The organism is Flavobacterium algoris, assembly GCF_048158525.1.
Taxonomy (GTDB): domain Bacteria; phylum Bacteroidota; class Bacteroidia; order Flavobacteriales; family Flavobacteriaceae; genus Flavobacterium; species Flavobacterium algoris.
Window position 1 is genome coordinate 59,496 of the sequence record NZ_JBLNKT010000008.1, and the last position, 16,076, is coordinate 75,571.

At 30.1% G+C, this 16,076-nt stretch carries 18 protein-coding genes, 1 tRNA gene and 1 pseudogene; 7 read left to right on the forward strand and 13 right to left on the reverse strand.

Going from position 1 to position 16,076, the window contains the following annotated elements; genetic code table 11:
* Positions 1 to 7 precede the first annotated feature (7 nt).
* The 3 genes from ACM55I_RS06410 to ACM55I_RS06420 all read left to right on the forward strand — a co-directional run bounded on the left by ACM55I_RS06410 (position 8) and on the right by ACM55I_RS06420 (position 2,518).
* Complete coding sequence (locus ACM55I_RS06410; RefSeq protein ID WP_416845927.1) at positions 8 to 1,051, forward strand: hypothetical protein; 1,044 nt, start codon at positions 8 to 10, stop codon at positions 1,049 to 1,051.
* Between the two features lie 91 nt (positions 1,052 to 1,142).
* The gene (locus ACM55I_RS06415) at positions 1,143 to 1,913 is read left to right on the forward strand and encodes a membrane metalloprotease (RefSeq protein ID WP_416845928.1); all 771 of its coding nucleotides are present in this window, start codon (positions 1,143 to 1,145) and stop codon (positions 1,911 to 1,913) included.
* 23 nt (positions 1,914 to 1,936) lie between these two features.
* The gene (locus tag ACM55I_RS06420) at positions 1,937 to 2,518 is read left to right on the forward strand and encodes a porin family protein (protein WP_416845929.1); all 582 of its coding nucleotides are present in this window, start codon (positions 1,937 to 1,939) and stop codon (positions 2,516 to 2,518) included.
* 71 nt (positions 2,519 to 2,589) lie between these two features.
* Here ACM55I_RS06420 and ACM55I_RS06425 read toward each other — a convergent pair whose 3' ends face one another.
* From ACM55I_RS06425 to ACM55I_RS06440, 4 genes are all read right to left on the reverse strand, one after another.
* Entirely contained in the window at positions 2,590 to 3,159 is a 570-nt protein-coding gene (locus ACM55I_RS06425) for a hypothetical protein (protein WP_416845930.1), read from the reverse strand.
* Positions 3,125 to 3,493 (reverse strand): hypothetical protein, encoded by a 369-nt coding sequence (locus ACM55I_RS06430; protein WP_416845931.1) that lies wholly within the window; start codon positions 3,491 to 3,493, stop codon positions 3,125 to 3,127. Before ACM55I_RS06430 ends, ACM55I_RS06425 begins: the two co-directional genes overlap by 35 nt.
* Positions 3,494 to 3,503: 10 nt before the next feature.
* Positions 3,504 to 3,923 carry a DM13 domain-containing protein gene (locus ACM55I_RS06435; RefSeq protein WP_416845932.1) on the reverse strand — a complete coding sequence of 140 codons (420 nt, stop codon included), beginning with the start codon at positions 3,921 to 3,923 and terminating at the stop codon, positions 3,504 to 3,506.
* A gap of 170 nt (positions 3,924 to 4,093) precedes the next feature.
* Entirely contained in the window at positions 4,094 to 4,687 is a 594-nt protein-coding gene (locus ACM55I_RS06440) for a hypothetical protein (RefSeq protein WP_416845933.1), read from the reverse strand.
* Between the two features lie 209 nt (positions 4,688 to 4,896).
* Between ACM55I_RS06440 and ACM55I_RS06445 the strand changes: the two genes are divergently transcribed.
* A complete protein-coding gene (locus ACM55I_RS06445; RefSeq protein ID WP_416845998.1) occupies positions 4,897 to 6,384 on the forward strand; it encodes an aminotransferase class V-fold PLP-dependent enzyme in 1,488 nt (495 codons plus the stop codon).
* A gap of 98 nt (positions 6,385 to 6,482) precedes the next feature.
* On the opposite strand, the gene ACM55I_RS06450 is transcribed toward ACM55I_RS06445, so the two are convergent.
* Entirely contained in the window at positions 6,483 to 7,355 is an 873-nt protein-coding gene (locus ACM55I_RS06450) for a lysophospholipid acyltransferase family protein (protein ID WP_416845934.1), read from the reverse strand.
* A 115-nt stretch (positions 7,356 to 7,470) separates the two neighbouring features.
* Here ACM55I_RS06450 and ACM55I_RS06455 point away from each other — a divergent pair, with 115 nt between their 5' ends.
* Both ACM55I_RS06455 and ACM55I_RS06460 read left to right on the forward strand, forming a co-directional pair.
* Positions 7,471 to 8,109, forward strand: a complete 639-nt coding sequence (locus tag ACM55I_RS06455; protein ID WP_416845935.1) for a rhomboid family intramembrane serine protease — start codon at positions 7,471 to 7,473, stop codon at positions 8,107 to 8,109.
* Between the two features lie 54 nt (positions 8,110 to 8,163).
* A complete protein-coding gene (locus tag ACM55I_RS06460; protein WP_416845936.1) occupies positions 8,164 to 8,853 on the forward strand; it encodes an SIMPL domain-containing protein in 690 nt (229 codons plus the stop codon).
* Between the two features lie 151 nt (positions 8,854 to 9,004).
* On the opposite strand, the gene ACM55I_RS06465 is transcribed toward ACM55I_RS06460, so the two are convergent.
* From ACM55I_RS06465 to ACM55I_RS06490, 6 genes and pseudogenes are all read right to left on the reverse strand, one after another.
* Positions 9,005 to 9,085 (reverse strand) — tRNA-Tyr (locus ACM55I_RS06465).
* A 173-nt stretch (positions 9,086 to 9,258) separates the two neighbouring features.
* A pseudogene (locus ACM55I_RS06470) lies at positions 9,259 to 9,645 on the reverse strand (TlpA family protein disulfide reductase); the annotation flags it as partial.
* Between the two features lie 18 nt (positions 9,646 to 9,663).
* Positions 9,664 to 10,434 carry a DUF4369 domain-containing protein gene (locus tag ACM55I_RS06475; RefSeq protein WP_416845937.1) on the reverse strand — a complete coding sequence of 257 codons (771 nt, stop codon included), beginning with the start codon at positions 10,432 to 10,434 and terminating at the stop codon, positions 9,664 to 9,666.
* Between the two features lie 320 nt (positions 10,435 to 10,754).
* On the reverse strand, positions 10,755 to 10,997 hold the full coding sequence (locus ACM55I_RS06480; RefSeq protein WP_416845938.1) for a hypothetical protein: 243 nt from the start codon (positions 10,995 to 10,997) through the stop codon (positions 10,755 to 10,757).
* 166 nt (positions 10,998 to 11,163) lie between these two features.
* A complete protein-coding gene (locus ACM55I_RS06485; protein ID WP_039107412.1) occupies positions 11,164 to 11,604 on the reverse strand; it encodes a KTSC domain-containing protein in 441 nt (146 codons plus the stop codon).
* A 174-nt stretch (positions 11,605 to 11,778) separates the two neighbouring features.
* Positions 11,779 to 12,024: a hypothetical protein gene (locus tag ACM55I_RS06490; RefSeq protein ID WP_416837345.1), complete on the reverse strand. Its 246-nt coding sequence runs from the start codon at positions 12,022 to 12,024 to the stop codon at positions 11,779 to 11,781.
* Between the two features lie 91 nt (positions 12,025 to 12,115).
* Here ACM55I_RS06490 and ACM55I_RS06495 point away from each other — a divergent pair, with 91 nt between their 5' ends.
* Positions 12,116 to 12,661: a hypothetical protein gene (locus ACM55I_RS06495; protein WP_416845939.1), complete on the forward strand. Its 546-nt coding sequence runs from the start codon at positions 12,116 to 12,118 to the stop codon at positions 12,659 to 12,661.
* Here the strand turns inward: ACM55I_RS06495 and ACM55I_RS06500 are convergent.
* Both ACM55I_RS06500 and ACM55I_RS06505 read right to left on the reverse strand, forming a co-directional pair.
* Positions 12,658 to 13,053: a response regulator gene (locus ACM55I_RS06500; RefSeq protein ID WP_416845940.1), complete on the reverse strand. Its 396-nt coding sequence runs from the start codon at positions 13,051 to 13,053 to the stop codon at positions 12,658 to 12,660. The two genes, ACM55I_RS06495 and ACM55I_RS06500, sit on opposite strands and share 4 nt — an antisense overlap.
* Positions 13,050 to 15,887, reverse strand: a complete 2,838-nt coding sequence (locus ACM55I_RS06505) for a PAS domain S-box protein (RefSeq protein WP_416845941.1) — start codon at positions 15,885 to 15,887, stop codon at positions 13,050 to 13,052. The genes ACM55I_RS06500 and ACM55I_RS06505 overlap by 4 nt, the downstream gene beginning before the upstream one ends.
* Positions 15,888 to 16,076: the final 189 nt, after the last annotated feature.

Genomic DNA, 16,076 nt, shown 5'->3' on the forward strand with positions numbered 1-16,076 from the left:
GAAAATTATGAAAAAATTAAAAATTGTTACAGGAATTGCATTGATGGCTATCTTAGGTTTTACATCATGCCAAAGTGAAGTTGATGATGTACAGGGAGAAAATCCAAATACGAATTCGGCGAACTCCACTACAACAACTAACCTGAAACGTACTTCGATGTATGATGGTTCATTTGATAATTTCTTGGACGGGGCATCATGTTCTTCTATTGTATTGCCGGCATCCGCCAGAGTAAATGGGATTCAGGTTACTCTTTTAAGTCAATTGGATTACCAACAAGTTATTACTATTTTAGGACAGTCTAATAATGACCAAGATACCGTTGTATTCCAATTTCCTTTAAGAGTTAGATTAAGTAATTATACAGAGGCCACCGTTAATAATCAAACCGAGTATAATACTATTCTTAATGCATGTACATCTGCGGAAGCTTCTGGTCAAGATGCTATTTCTTCTGTAAATATTAGCTTCCCAATTACAATTTTAACGTATAATTTAAGTTTACAACAAACAGGAAGTGTGGTCATCACATCCGAACAACAATTATATACGTATATGTCTAACGTAAGCAGTACGGAATTATTTTCAGTAAACTATCCAATTTCAGCTACAATTGCTGATGGAACGAAAACAACTGTTTCGAGTGATGCTGAATTGCAAGCAGCTATTACTGCATCTATAAAGACAGAAGCAGCGATGAAAGCAGCAGTTGAAAATTCAAAAAAATTAGAAACGATTTTAGTTAATGGAAAGTTTAAAGTAGATTCATTTATTAGTGCAGGAGTTAACTCGGCAACAAATTATAAAGATTTCACGATAGATTACGCAAGTAATTTATCAGTAACTGCCACAAATCTATTGGGTACAACTGTGAGTGGAACTTATGCGGTAAGCTCAGAATTAGATGTTTTTCTAAAACTAAATTTTTCAGGAAATGCTACGTTTGCTTTATTGAATAATAATTGGAAAGTAACAAGTTTTACTGCTACAACAATAACATTGCAAAGTTCAACTAATGCAGCAGTTACATTAGTATTAAAACAAATATAGGCTATATCTCAGTTGGAACTTTTTTAAAGAACAGCTTCTGAACTTAATGTAGCTGTTCTTTAAAAATAAACATATAATACAAAAGGGAATAATGAAAAAAGTAATTATAATTCTAACAATGGGTTTAGTCCTATTTGTGTCCTGTTCAAAAGATGATGCTCTTGATACCAGTGAAACTATAAATCCTGTTACTAATAAACAAACAACCGGAAGTTCTTCGAACGATTTATTATCGGATAAAAAGTTTACCAGCATGGTTGTAGAAGTGGTTTATGTTCAGGGCTTTGAACCATCAACAACTGCTATTAATAATTTTGTGTCTTTTCTTAATGCTAGAACTTATAAACCAAACGGAATAAGTATTGTAAAAAGGGCTATTCCTTCAACTGGTAAAGCAACTTTTACCGACAAGGAAATTGTAGCAATCGAAGATGCTAACCGAACAAAATTCAATACATCAAATCAAATTGCAGTTTGGTTATTTTTTACAGATGGTAAATCCATTAATGATACCAGTACATCCGTTATTTTAGGTACAGCTTATAGAAATACATCTTTGGTTATTTATGAACAAACAGTTCAAGGTTTGAGCGACAGCCCATTTGAGCCTAATAGAAGTTTATTAGAGACTACAGTCATTAGCCATGAGTTTGGACATATTTTAGGGCTTACTAATTTAGGAGCACCTTTACAAAGTAACCATGAAGATACTTCACATCCAAAACATTGTAATGTAGAAAGTTGCTTGATGTATTGGTCATCGGAAACTGGCCATGGTATTGCTAATATGGTTTCTGGTGGTTCAGCTCCACAACTGGATGCACAATGTCTTGCAGATCTTCGTGCCAATGGAGGAAAATAATTTAATGAAAAATTAAAAAAAATATGAAAAAGAAGAATTTCACAATAGCATTATTTTTGGGAATTGTATTCTCAATAAACGCACAAATGAAAACAATGCATAAATCGAATGCCGGTATAAAAGGAGGATATAATTTAGCTGCGGTAAGTTTTGATGGAGATGGAGAAACAGAACAACGTCATAGCTTTCACGTAGGTATTTATGGAGAGGAATTTATAAGTGAAAGCTTTTCTATCCAACCTGAATTGTTGTATTCTCAACAAGGATATGTAATTACAAATAGCAGTGGGACTTTTACCCAAAAACTGAATTATATCAATTTACCGCTAATGCTGAAAGCCTATCCTTCTCAAAACTTCTTTTTAGAAGCAGGACCACAAATAGGATTAGCTGTTTCGCATAAAGAAGAATATGACGGACTTTTTAGTAGTTCACAACAGTATGATCCTAATAGTTTTGATTGGGGAGTTAATTTTGGAGGAGGTTTTAAAACGGATTCTGGAGTAAGTTTAGGCGTACGCTACCATTTAGGTTTGGGAGATTTATATGATGACGGGAAAGCAAAAAACAGAGTTTGGCAATTTTCAGTAGGTTTTGATTTATAGGTTTACAAACAATAAAATTCAAATGCCCAAGAATTTCTTGGGCATTTTTTTTAATATATTTGAAAGTAAGCTTAAAATGAAATTTTATAAATTAACCCAGCAGTAAATTCTCTGGTCAATCCGTCAGGTCTAATATCTCTCACAACAAATGGTGTTGCCAATGATAATTCGAGGCTGTTTTTAGAATTAATCCTATACACACCAATCAAATTTCCGTTAATAGTCAATCCATTGGAGCCTATAATGGTTTCCCTTTTTCCAAAAGCATTTTCAAAACTGTCTTCTCCTAAATGATAAATGAATAGTACATTAGGTTTGAAAGTAAATTTTTTATTAATTGTTTGAATCGTATAAGTAGTGCGGAATAAAGCATCTGATTTTCTTTCGAATAAATTAGTGGAAGGAAAATCATTTGTATCAGAAAACTCCTTGAAATAGGAATTTTTATTGTTATTAAAAACAGGAATTTGGATTCCAGTATTAAAATCCCATTTTTTATAATTGAGATTAGCACCAACAATCAAGTCAAAAGTTCCTAAACTCGATTGATAATCCAATGGAAGAGAAAAGCCATTAATTTTTTGATTCGAACTAGTAAAAGGTATTTTAAATCCTAATAGCGTACTCCATTGTGTTTTCATTTTTTTTTTTCCAATTGTAATTCCCAATCAAATAGCCATCACCCAAAGCTCCTCGTTTACCAAAACTTCCGCTTGCGACTGAATATGTGATTTTAGAACTCAGTGATAATCGTTCATTCACAGTTTTTGCATAGGTTATGTAAGGTGAAAAATAAGTGACATCGGCTTCTCCAGCGCCAAAAATACTTCCTATTTCAATCCCATTTTTGAATTCTTTCTCTGATGTTTGAAAACTATGTCCAATAGAACAAATTCCAGCATCACTACAACCTTGTGAATAAGATAGCGTATTGCTAAATATTGCTATAGCAACACTAAATAGTAATTTTTTCATGAGTTTGGTTTTAATTTTTAGATAATTGTGCTATTGCAAAAAGATGATTGTATTGCTGACAATGAATCAAGACATATTTATAGGCCGATACGTCAACTTGTGAAGGAATAACATACACTCTTATGGAAGTCAAATTTCCTAAATTCACAAAATCCGAAGGTGTAGCTGTTTTGGAAAGATATACTTTTAAATCAGGTCCATTAGAAATGCTAAAGTTTTTTAATAGTACTTCATTTTTATCGGCATTCAAATAAATTTTGGCTGAACCAGTAACAGTTATTACTGAGGTTGGAGTGAAATTACCTATAAATATAGGAGGTGTACTTTCAGGAATTGGAACACTTAGTTCAGGATTATGTGTCAAATCACCTTCGACTTCACAAGAAAATAGAATTAGAAAAAGCGGGAGTATAAAAACAAATTTTTTCATTGTCAAAATAGATTTTAATTCATTCGTAATTGATTACTCAAATATAAAATGAATCAAAATCATACTTTGTCAGCTACTTTACATTTTGTGGAATTTATATGGAAGATGATTTTGAACTGTATTATTAAGCTTTATTGTTTTTTAGGGAAATAAAAAATACGGGTATTATTTTATAATTCGGACTCTGTTTTAGGAATGTGTTTCATACTCTTTAAATAAAACTCGATGTTAATTTTTAATTTATTGATACGAGAATAATCATTTCCATTAAAAATGATGTAAAGTACTGTAAGAGCAGTAATTATGTAAATAACCACACCTGATGTTTCAAAAATATTAAAGGATATTATTGAGATAACGATACAAAATAATAGTCCAAATATTTTTAATGAATTTTCAGGATTTGATTGGGTAGTATTATTTTCAATAATTTCAGGTAACTGGTTTAATAATGAATCAATATCGGGTTCGCAAATTTCATTTTTTTTTAAATCGGCAATCAAATCTTCAACAGTTTTTATTTTCTTGTTTTTAGAATAGAGATAAGGGAATATCTCCGAGATAAAATTTTGATTTCGTAAATCCTGGATATTTCCAATCAACATTTTAACTTCATTGGGTAAATCTTTTCTTATAGCGATTTCTTTTTTCAAAGCACTGAAAGTTGGTGTCGTTAATGAATCTACGTTGTTATAAATATATTGAGTTAATTCGTCCTCTGATAAATGATGTAATTTTTCTTCTAATGCGCTGTTATCATTCATAATTTTGTGGTATTTATTGATGAATATTGGATTGATTTCTATTTATTTTACAAAAGTATTTCCTTTGTTTATTATTACTTTACGGGAAACCTCATTGACAATAAAAATTATTTTAAAATCTTTAAAAAATAGCCGAAACTTAGAAATAACAAACCTTCAAATTATAAATTCAATAAAATAATAATATCTTTGATTCAAATTAAATAATGATGATCACTATCGAAAAGCCAACTCAGTTAGAACTTTATTTCCAACAGTTTCGTGAGAATATAATTGGAATTAATCAAGAGTTTGAATCACCTTACGGACAAAAACAAATTATCTATACGGATTGGACCGCGAGTGGTCGTTTGTATCGTCCCATTGAAGAGAAATTGATGAATGAGTTTGGTCCTTTTGTGGCCAATACCCATACTGAAACTACTGTTTCGGGAACAGCTATGACAAAAGCCTATCATCAAGCTAGACATATTATTAAACATCATGTACATGCTAATAATGATGATGTTTTAATCACTGACGGAACGGGAATGACAGGTGTTGTCAATAAGTTTCAACGTATTTTGGGTTTGAAAGTCCCAGAAAATTTGAAGGATTTTATTACTATTCCTGCCGAAAAGAGACCTGTTGTTTTTATTTCACACATGGAACACCATTCCAATCAAACATCTTGGTTAGAAACTATTGCTGATGTTGAAGTAATTCCATCCACTGAAGATGGATTGTTCAGTATTGTAAATCTACAAGTGTTATTAGAAAAATATAAAGACAGAAGCTTCAAAATAGCTTCTATTACTTCTTGTTCAAACGTTACTGGAATCAGAACACCTTATCACGAAGCCGCAAAGTTAATGCATCAACATAACGGACTTTGTTTTGTCGATTTTGCCTGTTCAGGACCGTATGTGAAAATAGACATGCATCCTGAAGATTTGGAAAGTTATTTAGATGCAATTTTCTTTTCGCCCCATAAATTTCTTGGAGGACCGGGAACTTCTGGTGTTTTGGTTTTTAATAAAAAATTATACCAAAATTTGGTTCCAGATTGTCCAGGCGGAGGAACGGTAAGTTGGACTAATCCTTGGGGTGAACACAAATACATTGATAATATTGAAGATAGGGAAGATGGTGGAACTCCAGGATTTCTTCAGGTGATAAAAACAGCTTTGGCTATTCAGTTAAAGGAGAAAATGGGAATTGAAAATATTTTGAAAAGAGAACATGAAATCGTTGATTTTGTTTTTGAATCTCTTGGAAATATATCAAATATTAAAATTCTTGCCGGTCAGCATCGAGATAGGTTAGGAGTAATCTCTTTCTTTGTAGAAGATTTACACTTTAATTTGGGAGTGAAATTATTGAATGATAAATTCGGAATTCAAACTCGTGGCGGTTGTAGTTGTGCGGGGACTTATGGACATTTTTTATTGCACGTAGATCAGGAAACTTCGCATAAACTCATTGATGAAATTACCTTGGGTGATTTAATTAGAAAACCGGGTTGGATTAGAATGTCAATTCATCCTACAACCACTAATGCCGAAATTGAATTTGTTTGTAATGAAATTAAAGCATTAGCTGAAAACCATAAAATTTGGGCTTTAGACTATAATTACAATTCAACTACAAATGAGTTTGTACATAAACAAGCACAGTCTTTAGAAGATGAATTGGTTAAAAATTGGTTTTCATTATAATACGGAGGTTCTAAGGAATTAGACCTTTAACAAATAAAAAAATCACTTATTCAAAAGCAATGTAGTTTTTGAATAAGTGATTTTTTATTTTCAGGAAATTATTTTTTTCTGTGTTTCCATCTTTTATGTGTCCAAAAATAATATTCAGGAGCTTCAAGGATTTGCTTTTCGACTTCTTGAATAAAAGTATGTGTAATCCCAAAATCCGGAATTGATTTAGGATCATCAGTAATAGGAATCAATGTTGCTTGATAATAGCCTCTTTTTATTTTTTTTACTTTTGCAAAAACAACATTCAGATCATATTTCTTGGCTAACATTTCGGCCCCTGTGTGAACGGGAACTTCAATACCCATGAAAGAGTCCCAATGAAATATTCTATCGGCTTTTGGGGATTGATCACTGGCTAAACCATATACAGAAAGAATATTTTCTCTTTGGTTTTGTGCAATCAATGGAATAGTTTTATTGGTGACAACTAATTGTGTATTGTATTTTGATCGAATATCTCTAATGAGTTTGTCAAAATATTTATTATTTATTTTTTTATAAACTCCTACACCCTGATATGCTATTTTTTGGTTAAGGGTAATCAACCATTCCCAGCTCGCATAATGGGAAGCCAAAAGCATTATGCTTTTTCCTTTCTTCTCATATTCTTCAATCACTTCCAGATTTGTGATTGTAAATCTCTTGTTCATTTCTTCAGATGAAATGGTCATGGTTTTAATCATTTCCAAAAACATATCACATAAATGGTGATAGGATTTTTTCTCTATAATAAGACGTTCTTTATCACTAAGATGAGGTAGTGCCATCGCTAGATTTGCTCTTACTGTCTTTTTTCGGTAGCCAATGATGTAATAGACTAAAAAATAAATAGCATCAGATAATAAATAGAAAATTCGAAAAGGAAGAATAGAAACAATCCAAAGAAAAGGATATGCTATAATAAAAATAAGAAATTGCATGCAGTAATTTTTTTTACAAATATAATGCAAAAATGAACATCCGTATAAATTTTGATTAGTAACTGTATGGTTATTTGAGAATGACTATATTTACGATTCACAATAAACTAACTTTATGAATGTCATTTTAATTGCAATAATTGTTGTAAATATTTTAATTAGTTACAAGGGATTTAATGATCTTTCCTTTTTTAGAAAATACGAATTTCATGTTGGAAGTATTCGCTCAGGCGAACAAATAAGAATGGTTTCGTCTGGTTTTCTTCACGCAGATTTGCCACATTTGATTTTTAATATGCTTACGCTTTATTTTTTTGCACCAGTTGTTATCGAATATTTAGGTAGTATCTCGTTTGTGTTAGTTTATTTTGGGAGTTTAGTTTTTGGGAGTTTGTTGACCATGCTTTTTCATAAAAACGATTATAGTTATAGAGCAGTTGGAGCTTCAGGGGCAGTAACGGGAGTTTTATATTCAGCAATATTATTACAACCCGATATGATGTTAGGAATATTTTTCATTATTCCAATTCCTGCTTATCTTTTTGGAATTTTATATTTATTGTATTCTATCTACGGTATGAAAGCTAAGAATGATAACATTGGTCATACGGCCCATTTTGGGGGCGCTGTAGGCGGATATTTGATTACACTTATAAAAGAACCCCAATTGTTCATAGATCACACTTTAATGGTCATATTACTGGCTATTCCTATAGTTGTTCTTTTTGTGATGGAAAAAATGGGGAAACTATAATGGCACAACTTTTGAAAGAGAATTACAACAAAAAACAATTAAAATAAAATTAAGATGAAAAAAGCTGTACTAATTCTATCTATCATGTTCATGTCTATGTCATATGCGCAAGAAGTTAAGCAAGTTCCACAAATAAGTGTAAATGGAGAAGGGAAAGTAAAGGTTGTTCCGGATCAAGCGACAATATTAGCTACTATTGAAACAAAAGGAAATAATGCCAAAGACGTTAAGAAACAAAATGATCAAAAGATTGAAGCCGTTTTGAAATTTATAAAAAAAATGAACTTAGCTCCTGCGGATTATAATACCCAACGTGTTTCTCTAAATCCAGAATATGACTATGAAAAAAAGAAACACAATTATAATGCTACACAAACTATCGAAATATTATTGAAAGATTTATCAAAATATGATGAATTGATGGAAGGATTGGTAGACGAAGGAATTAATAGAATTGATAATGTTACCTTCCAATCTTCAAAATTAGTACAATATCAATCAGAGGCAAGAAAACTAGCTATGAAAGATGCTAAACTAAAAGCAGAGGACTATGTTTTTGTTTTAGGCCAAAAAGTGGGGCGTGCGATGACTATCTCTGATAATTCTCAAACCTATTATCCGCAACCTATTCGATATGCTGCTATGAAAATGGAAATGAGCGATGCTCAGGCTCCAAGAGAAACGCTTGCTGTTGGTGAAATTAATATTACTGCTAATGTTAGTGTGAGTTTTATTTTAGAATAGAAATAGTAGTAAAAATCATAAATTGAAAAGTCCCGTGTCATTCTAAAAATGAGACGGGACTTTTTTTGAAATAATATTAAGTCTATCTTAATCGAATTTCATTTACTAGTATTTACTAAAAAAAACTCTTCAATTGCTTGAAGAGTTTTAGTGGGGAGAGCAGGATTCGAACCTGCGAAGTTTACACAGCAGATTTACAGTCTGCCCTCGTTGGCCGCTTGAGTATCTCCCCAAGACTCAACAAGCATTGCTTATTGTGCTAACCGGGTGCAAATATAGAAACTGTTTTGAAGTTTCCAAACTATATTTACACTTAATTTTAGTATTATTTTTAAAGTATTGGTATTGAATAAAATAAAAAAATCTCCACTAGGGAGATTTTTTGTTTTATTCAATTAAAGGAAGTTATTTTGCTAAAAGTGCTATTATTTTTGCTCTTAATTCGTCTCCTCTTAAATCTTGTGCTACTACATTTCCTGAAGCATCAAGAATAAAAGTAGCAGGAATAGATTGAACTTTATATTGAGCAGCTATAGGCTCATCCCAAAATTTTAAATTAGAAATATGATTCCAAGTTAATTTATCTTTTGTAATAGCTTCTTTCCAAGCCTTGGCATCTTTATCTAAAGAAACACCAACGATGTTAAGTCCTTTAGAATGTAATTCTTTATATATAGCAACAACATTTGGATTTTCTTTGCGACATGGTCCACACCAAGATGCCCAAAAATCAACTATTGTAACTTTTCCTAAACATTCTTTCAGGGAAATTACTTTTCCATCAGGATTAGGTCCAGAAAAATCTGCTCTTCATTTAGTTTCAACAGCAGGAGCAGCTGATGGAGCAGTAGGGGCAGCAGCACCTACAGAAGGAGATTTCATTTCCGCAAGTTTAGCTTTTATGGCTTTACCTGGTTTTGTGTTTTTTAATGACTCTTCTAAGCTTTTGTACATTTTTTCTGATTTTTTAGTATCAGCACTTGGATCATTAAGCATTCCTTGGATTATTAAAGCAGAAATGAATGATTTTGGATGTGTTTCAGCATAAGCTACATATTTAGCTTTAGAAGCTGTACCTACTTCTTCTTGAATTTTACCAAATTCTTTCATCAATCCATTGATTAGGGCTGTATCTTTAGTTTGTTGAGCAGTATTCATTGCTTGCATGTTTTTCGTCTGAAAATCCATTAATTTTTTTTGAACTTTAGTGATTTCTTCATTGAAAGCAACATATTCATCATTATTATAAGTTCCAGATACTTTAGATTTTTGTATGCTGTCTTTGTTTACAACTATGGTAATATCTCCATTTTCTAAAATAAAAGGTATTTTTCCTTGAACTCCTTCTACTTGTATTGTGTGAAAAGAAGGTTCTACAGCTTTTCCTTTAATTTCAAATTTACCATTTTCAATTTTTACGGTATCAATTGCAGTTAAGCCACTACCATTTTCATTTGGTGTTTCTAGAATTACTGTTTTTCCATTTTCAAATCCAGTTGCAGTTCCAGAAATGGTGTATTTATCTTTGGTACAAGAAGTCAGCATTACAACAGCCGAAAGGAATAAAATTATTTTTTTCATTATTAGTTAATTAAGTTAAGTGTGCAAAAGTATTTAAAATTATAAATTATATATAATTTTACTACCTAAATTTTTGTTATAATTTTTTATTCTTAATAAGTATTTAGGACTATTAAAAATAAAATAATTTGAATTACTGTAGTAACCCTAATTTGAAATTTTTTTAAATTATTATTTCTAAATAATAAAATATATAATTTGTTGATTGTCAATATCTTTATTAACTATAAAATTAAAGTTCAGGAATTGAAAGTCAATATAATTAAAAAACTAGACTGAGCAGAATAAAAATTATCAGCTACATTTAATATGCCTAAGGATTATTTTTTTTTAGGATTAATGTATTTAATTTCACACTTTTCAATACTATAATCGGCATGTTCTAATTCATTTATAGTAATCTTAATATCTAAATTGATTTTTCTCAATTTTTTGTTTAAATCAGAAGATATTGGATTCGATTCCAGATTTAATTCTATTTGATGTTTTTCTTGTTCCAGAACATCTAGCGTTTCTTTTGCTTTTTTATGTTGGGATTTAAATAATAGGCAAGGATCATTCATAATTTTTACTTTGTAGGTTTATAATTACTAAGAAACGCTAAATTATTAAATATAAGTAAATTAAGCAAGCTTATTTTTTTACATTTTTGTAATATAAATAAACTGTTTTAAAATAAAAAAGCATCCCAGTTATAGGATGCTCATGTTTTTTTATTGGAAAAAAAAACTAGTCTTGATTAAGAGTTTTTCTCCATGTAAAAGAGTTAAGGATATGTCTTTTAGCAAATCTCCCAGGAGAATCAGCATTTACCATTTTCACATAAGTTGCTTTAGGAACACTAATGTATTCATAAACGCTTCCATTTGAAAAATTGATAATCAATCTACCTTCAACAAATTTATAATCCGTGATAGTGGAAGTTGAAATAGTTTCAGTGTATTCCGGTAAATTTTGTTTTATAGTTTCAGGATTGATACTTACCAAAAAGTGATAAGCTTCAATAATTTTTTTACTATTTTCTTCTGCAGCTTTTAATCCTTCATCATTTCCTTGAAATTTGTCAGGATGCGCTTCTTTCATCGCATTACGATAAATCGTTTTTAAATCTTTAAGCTCAGCAGTTTTTTCTACATTTAGTAGTTTGCGGTATTCAACTATTTTTTTCATAAATAAGGTAACTACTTGTCTTTTACTATAAAATCAATATGATTTGATTTCAAAAGCGACAAATTTTTTGCAAAGGTACACTTTTTTTTAAATTTTTAGTTTAGGACTAAAAAAAAATCAAAAAAAGGATTGCTTTTTTTGATTTTATATCAGTTTAAACAACACATTAAGAGGTTATTGTTGTGGCTTATTGTTTGCTTTGTCAAAGTTTTTTGACTTTTTTGGATATTTATTATAACTAATATCGCTTGGATTTTCTATTATGCTTTTAATGGTAATCCAATCACCAACAGCATGTTTTTGAGCCATTTTATAATCTAAAAGATATTCACCACAAAAAAAGTTGTTGTTTTCATCTTTTTCCATAATTCCGGTGTAAACACCTTTTTGTAACATTCTTTCTTCAGAAGCTTTGGTCATAATCAATTTATTTAAAATAATTCTAGTTGGCAAAGTTAATCAATTATTGTTTGTCTTGTTCTATTTTAGACTTTCTGATTACCTTTGTTTCATGCAAAAAATATTTCGCCCTAATCCTAATTCATTCAAAAACACCTTTTGTGTATTTCATGAGGAGTCTTTAGATTCGTTAAAAGGATTGTCTGTTCAATACCAAAGCAAGTCTGGAAGTAGTTATTATTATACAACATTAGGAATGTATCGCTTGTCTAATCATTGGGGAAGATTAGCTAATAGTAAATGGCGATTAGAACCTTTGGAACCTGAAACCGAGTCTAAAATTAAATTAGGTTTTGCTTTTTGGGCTAATTTTTACCCAGATAACGCAGTTGAGGAATTGTATTATTTAGAAGCAAATTATGTAAAAAAAACGGTTAGCTATCAACATAAAAATAATCCGAATTATGATAATAAGGCAATCCTTCGGACTAGTTTTGAAACTACTAAAAGAATCAAGCAAATTCGAAATTTACTTACCTTGACTTCATGGGCTAAATATTTTGAGTATGATGACTTGGATTTTTTGCGTCAACAAATTATAAATGAACTAATTTTTACTAATAAATCTTTAGATGAAATAAAAAGAGAAATAGCTTAATCATTTGTTGCCACTAATATTAAGTCATCAGTTGTTATGGGTTTTGATAAATAACCCAAAATATCCGGATACGTTTTAGTTTTGTTTTTATCTTCAACAGCTATAGAAGAGCTTACAATATAAATATTTATTTTTTTGTTTATTTGAGATTTTATCAATTCCATTTCTTCCATGAATTCCCATCCATCCATAATGGGCATATTAATATCCAATAGAATAATATCAGGATATATTCCTTTGTTTTTTAATGTATTATGCAAGGTGTCGATAGCTTCTTTTCCGTTTTTAAATGAAAAAGCGGTTGAAAACATCTCTGATCTTTGAATAATTTTATTAACTATAATTTGGTAAATAGCATCATCATCTACTACCCATATTACTTTTTTTGTCATTGAATATAAATTTTAAATGTTGTGCCTATATTAGGTTCGCTTTCAACGGTTATATTTCCTCCCATTGCATCAATTTGATTTTTTGTTATAAATAAACCAATTCCTTTTGAATCTGCATTGTTGCTAAATGTTTTATACATCCCAAAAATCTTATCTGCATTCCTTACAAGATCAATTCCAACACCATTATCTGATATTTGAAGGACATTCATTTTATCTTCCATAAACCACTTTATTATTATTTGAGGTTTTCTTTCTGGGTGTTTATAGCGAATGGAATTAGAGATGATATTATAAAGTACGCTTTCCAGATATGCAGGATTATAATTTACCATAATATCCTCTGGCATAATAGTTGAAATGGAAACTTCATTTGATGTGATTTGATCTGAAAGTACTTTTTGTACAGTATGAATGTATTCTTTTAAATTTAGGGATTCAGAAACTAAACCAATATTTGTTCTTATATTTATTACTTCATTCAGGTGAAGCATCGTTTCACTTAGAGAACTTGAAACTGATTTTAATAATTGTATCATTTGGTTTTTTTCATCCTCTGATTCAGAAGATTCAATTAAACTCATTATAGATGCAATGTTACTGGTATGTGACCTTAAATTATGGGAAACGATGTAAGAAAAATTAAGAAGTCTTTTATTTTGTTCTGTAACTAAATTGAAGGAATTATTTAAATCTTTTTCGGCTTCTTTAGTTTTGGTAATATCAATCATGATACCCCTTAAACTTACTGCTTTACCATCTTCAAAAATAACGTTTACAATATCTCTTAACCATACAACAGCTCCATTTTTAGCAATCATTCGATATTCAAAATCATGATTTAAACTTTGGCTACTTTTTGTTATACAATAGTTTAAGGTCCATTCTTTATCTTCGGGATGAATATGGTCAGCCCGAAAAGTTTTACTTGCTAACCATTCTTCTGGACTATATCCTAATATTTTTTCTACTTTTTTACTGATAAAAGAAAAAGAAAAGGTGTCAATGTCACATTCCCATACAATTCCGTCAATTGTATTAATAAGAGACTCAACTCTTTGTTTTGTATCAAGTATAATTTTTTCGGTAGCTAGGCGTTCTGTGATATCCTCAGTAGAAACAATAATTCGTTCGAATGTTTTTCTATAACCTCGAATTACATTCCATCTTAAATTAACATCTCGATATTCTCCTTCGGTGTTTTTTATTCTGGAGTCTATAATAAATTGTTTTTTACCTTGAGTAATTGCAATTAAATGTTTGATGAAATCATCTGTAGATCTGAAATCAAATAGATTAGATTTGTTATTGATTAATTCTTCTTTGGTTTTGACTTTATGAAGTTTAAGGCAGGCATTGTTGATGTTAATTAATTTAACTAATGAATTGCATTTTGTAACTACGTCTGGGTTGCTATAAAAGTAGTTAGAAACGATTTCTGCTTTTTTATTAATTAGATTTAATTCTTGAAGGTATTTTTTAATTTCCGAAAAATCTTCTTCTCTTAAAGGCAGGGGTGAGTCATCAAATAAACTTTTAAATCGTGTTTCTGTTCTTTTTATTAGTTCTTCTGTTTCTTTTTTTAACGAAATATCTTCAATTATTACGATATGGCTTGTTACTTTTTCGTTTACTTTCCAGAGTGGAGACACCGTAAGATTTACCCAAATAACAGTGCCTAATTTTGTCACATACCGTTTTTCCATAGCGTACGTTCTGATTTTTCCTGTCCTTAGTTTTTCTAAATTGATCAAATCATCTTCTAAATCATCGAGGTGAGTAACGGATTGAAAATTTTTCTCTTTCATTTCCTGCTGTGAATATCCTAATAAGTTGCAATATTGTTTGTTAATCTCAATAAAATTACCGGAATAGGAATCTATATAGGCGATTCCGACAGCTGCCTGGTCAAAAATAGCTTCAAACTTTATCTCAGAATTTAAAAGTTTTGTGGTTTGGGTGCTTACTAAAGACTGAAGTTCTTCGGGTATTTTTAAAAGACTAAATATTAAAATACCAAAAAGTGCTGCTAAAATAAATCCTATAATTGCTGGAATTAAAATTTGATAATAAAGATAATTTTGATGCTTAGATATCAGGTATAATTTCCAGTCACCATCGGGAATAAAGGTAGAGATGTTATATTTTTTAGAAAAATCACTTTGATTGGGTAAATAAAAAACTTCTTTTTGGTTAGCAGTGTTTTTCTTTGAAAATTGAAAATAATATTTTGAATCGTCAACATTATTAATTCCCGAACATTTTAAAAAAGTATCTAATTTAATAATAACAGCTGAAAATCCCCAAAATTTATTATTTCTAAAAACAGGAAATCTACCTACAATTCCCATCCCACCTTGTTTTAATTTTAGCGGACCAGCAAAATACATTTTTTGATTTTCAATAGATTTTAAAGCTTCTTTAAGATAAGGAGCTTGTAAAATATTTAAATTCATAGCTGCTTCATTCCCTTTAATAGGATAAATATATTTTATCACCCCTTTAGGAACTAATTGAACAGCGCTAATACTATTGTTTGATTCCATCAGTTTTGATCCTACGTAATCAAAATTTTCAGGAACTCCTTTGTCATTAATTGTTAGCGCTAATGTCAAGGTAGTTGTATAACAGTTTTTAAGCGATTGCTCTATATTTTGATTGACAACATGAAGGATCGTATTCATTTCTCGTTGCTCATCTTCTTTTATAAGTTTATACTGTTGTGAGACTATAAAACAAGCAATATAGCTTAGAAATAGAAATGTAAGTAACCCTGTAGTCTTAGGTCTATTTAAGAACCAACTGATGAATTTAGGGTGTTTATTATGATCCATTTATGCTATTTAGAAGATTGACGAAGTTGAGTTATTTAGAAAATAAATGTATAAAAAAATAGAATAAGAGCATAATGTTTTCTTAATTACGGCCATGTTATTGATTTTTAATGCATTATATTGCTTTTTTATGATAAATTGTACTTATTGAAATATTATATTTAAGATAAAAACTATTAATTGTAAAAA

Bases quoted from the DNA above. Each gene is read 5' to 3' on its own strand.
- ACM55I_RS06455 (WP_416845935.1), top strand. From the start codon at position 7,471: ATGAATGTCATTTTAATTGCAATAATTGTTGTAAATATTTTAATTAGT.
- ACM55I_RS06475 (WP_416845937.1), bottom strand. From the start codon at position 10,434: ATGAAAAAAATAATTTTATTCCTTTCGGCTGTTGTAATGCTGACTTCT.
- ACM55I_RS06500 (WP_416845940.1), bottom strand. From the start codon at position 13,053: ATGACAAAAAAAGTAATATGGGTAGTAGATGATGATGCTATTTACCAA.
- ACM55I_RS06495 (WP_416845939.1), top strand. From the start codon at position 12,116: ATGCAAAAAATATTTCGCCCTAATCCTAATTCATTCAAAAACACCTTT.
- ACM55I_RS06430 (WP_416845931.1), bottom strand. From the start codon at position 3,493: ATGAAAAAATTACTATTTAGTGTTGCTATAGCAATATTTAGCAATACG.
- ACM55I_RS06450 (WP_416845934.1), bottom strand. From the start codon at position 7,355: ATGCAATTTCTTATTTTTATTATAGCATATCCTTTTCTTTGGATTGTT.
- ACM55I_RS06505 (WP_416845941.1), bottom strand. From the start codon at position 15,887: ATGGATCATAATAAACACCCTAAATTCATCAGTTGGTTCTTAAATAGA.
- ACM55I_RS06490 (WP_416837345.1), bottom strand. From the start codon at position 12,024: ATGACCAAAGCTTCTGAAGAAAGAATGTTACAAAAAGGTGTTTACACC.
- ACM55I_RS06480 (WP_416845938.1), bottom strand. From the start codon at position 10,997: ATGAATGATCCTTGCCTATTATTTAAATCCCAACATAAAAAAGCAAAA.
- ACM55I_RS06425 (WP_416845930.1), bottom strand. From the start codon at position 3,159: ATGAAAACACAATGGAGTACGCTATTAGGATTTAAAATACCTTTTACT.
- ACM55I_RS06435 (WP_416845932.1), bottom strand. From the start codon at position 3,923: ATGAAAAAATTTGTTTTTATACTCCCGCTTTTTCTAATTCTATTTTCT.
- ACM55I_RS06410 (WP_416845927.1), top strand. From the start codon at position 8: ATGAAAAAATTAAAAATTGTTACAGGAATTGCATTGATGGCTATCTTA.
- ACM55I_RS06460 (WP_416845936.1), top strand. From the start codon at position 8,164: ATGAAAAAAGCTGTACTAATTCTATCTATCATGTTCATGTCTATGTCA.
- ACM55I_RS06415 (WP_416845928.1), top strand. From the start codon at position 1,143: ATGAAAAAAGTAATTATAATTCTAACAATGGGTTTAGTCCTATTTGTG.
- ACM55I_RS06420 (WP_416845929.1), top strand. From the start codon at position 1,937: ATGAAAAAGAAGAATTTCACAATAGCATTATTTTTGGGAATTGTATTC.
- ACM55I_RS06485 (WP_039107412.1), bottom strand. From the start codon at position 11,604: ATGAAAAAAATAGTTGAATACCGCAAACTACTAAATGTAGAAAAAACT.
- ACM55I_RS06440 (WP_416845933.1), bottom strand. From the start codon at position 4,687: ATGAATGATAACAGCGCATTAGAAGAAAAATTACATCATTTATCAGAG.
- ACM55I_RS06445 (WP_416845998.1), top strand. From the start codon at position 4,897: ATGATCACTATCGAAAAGCCAACTCAGTTAGAACTTTATTTCCAACAG.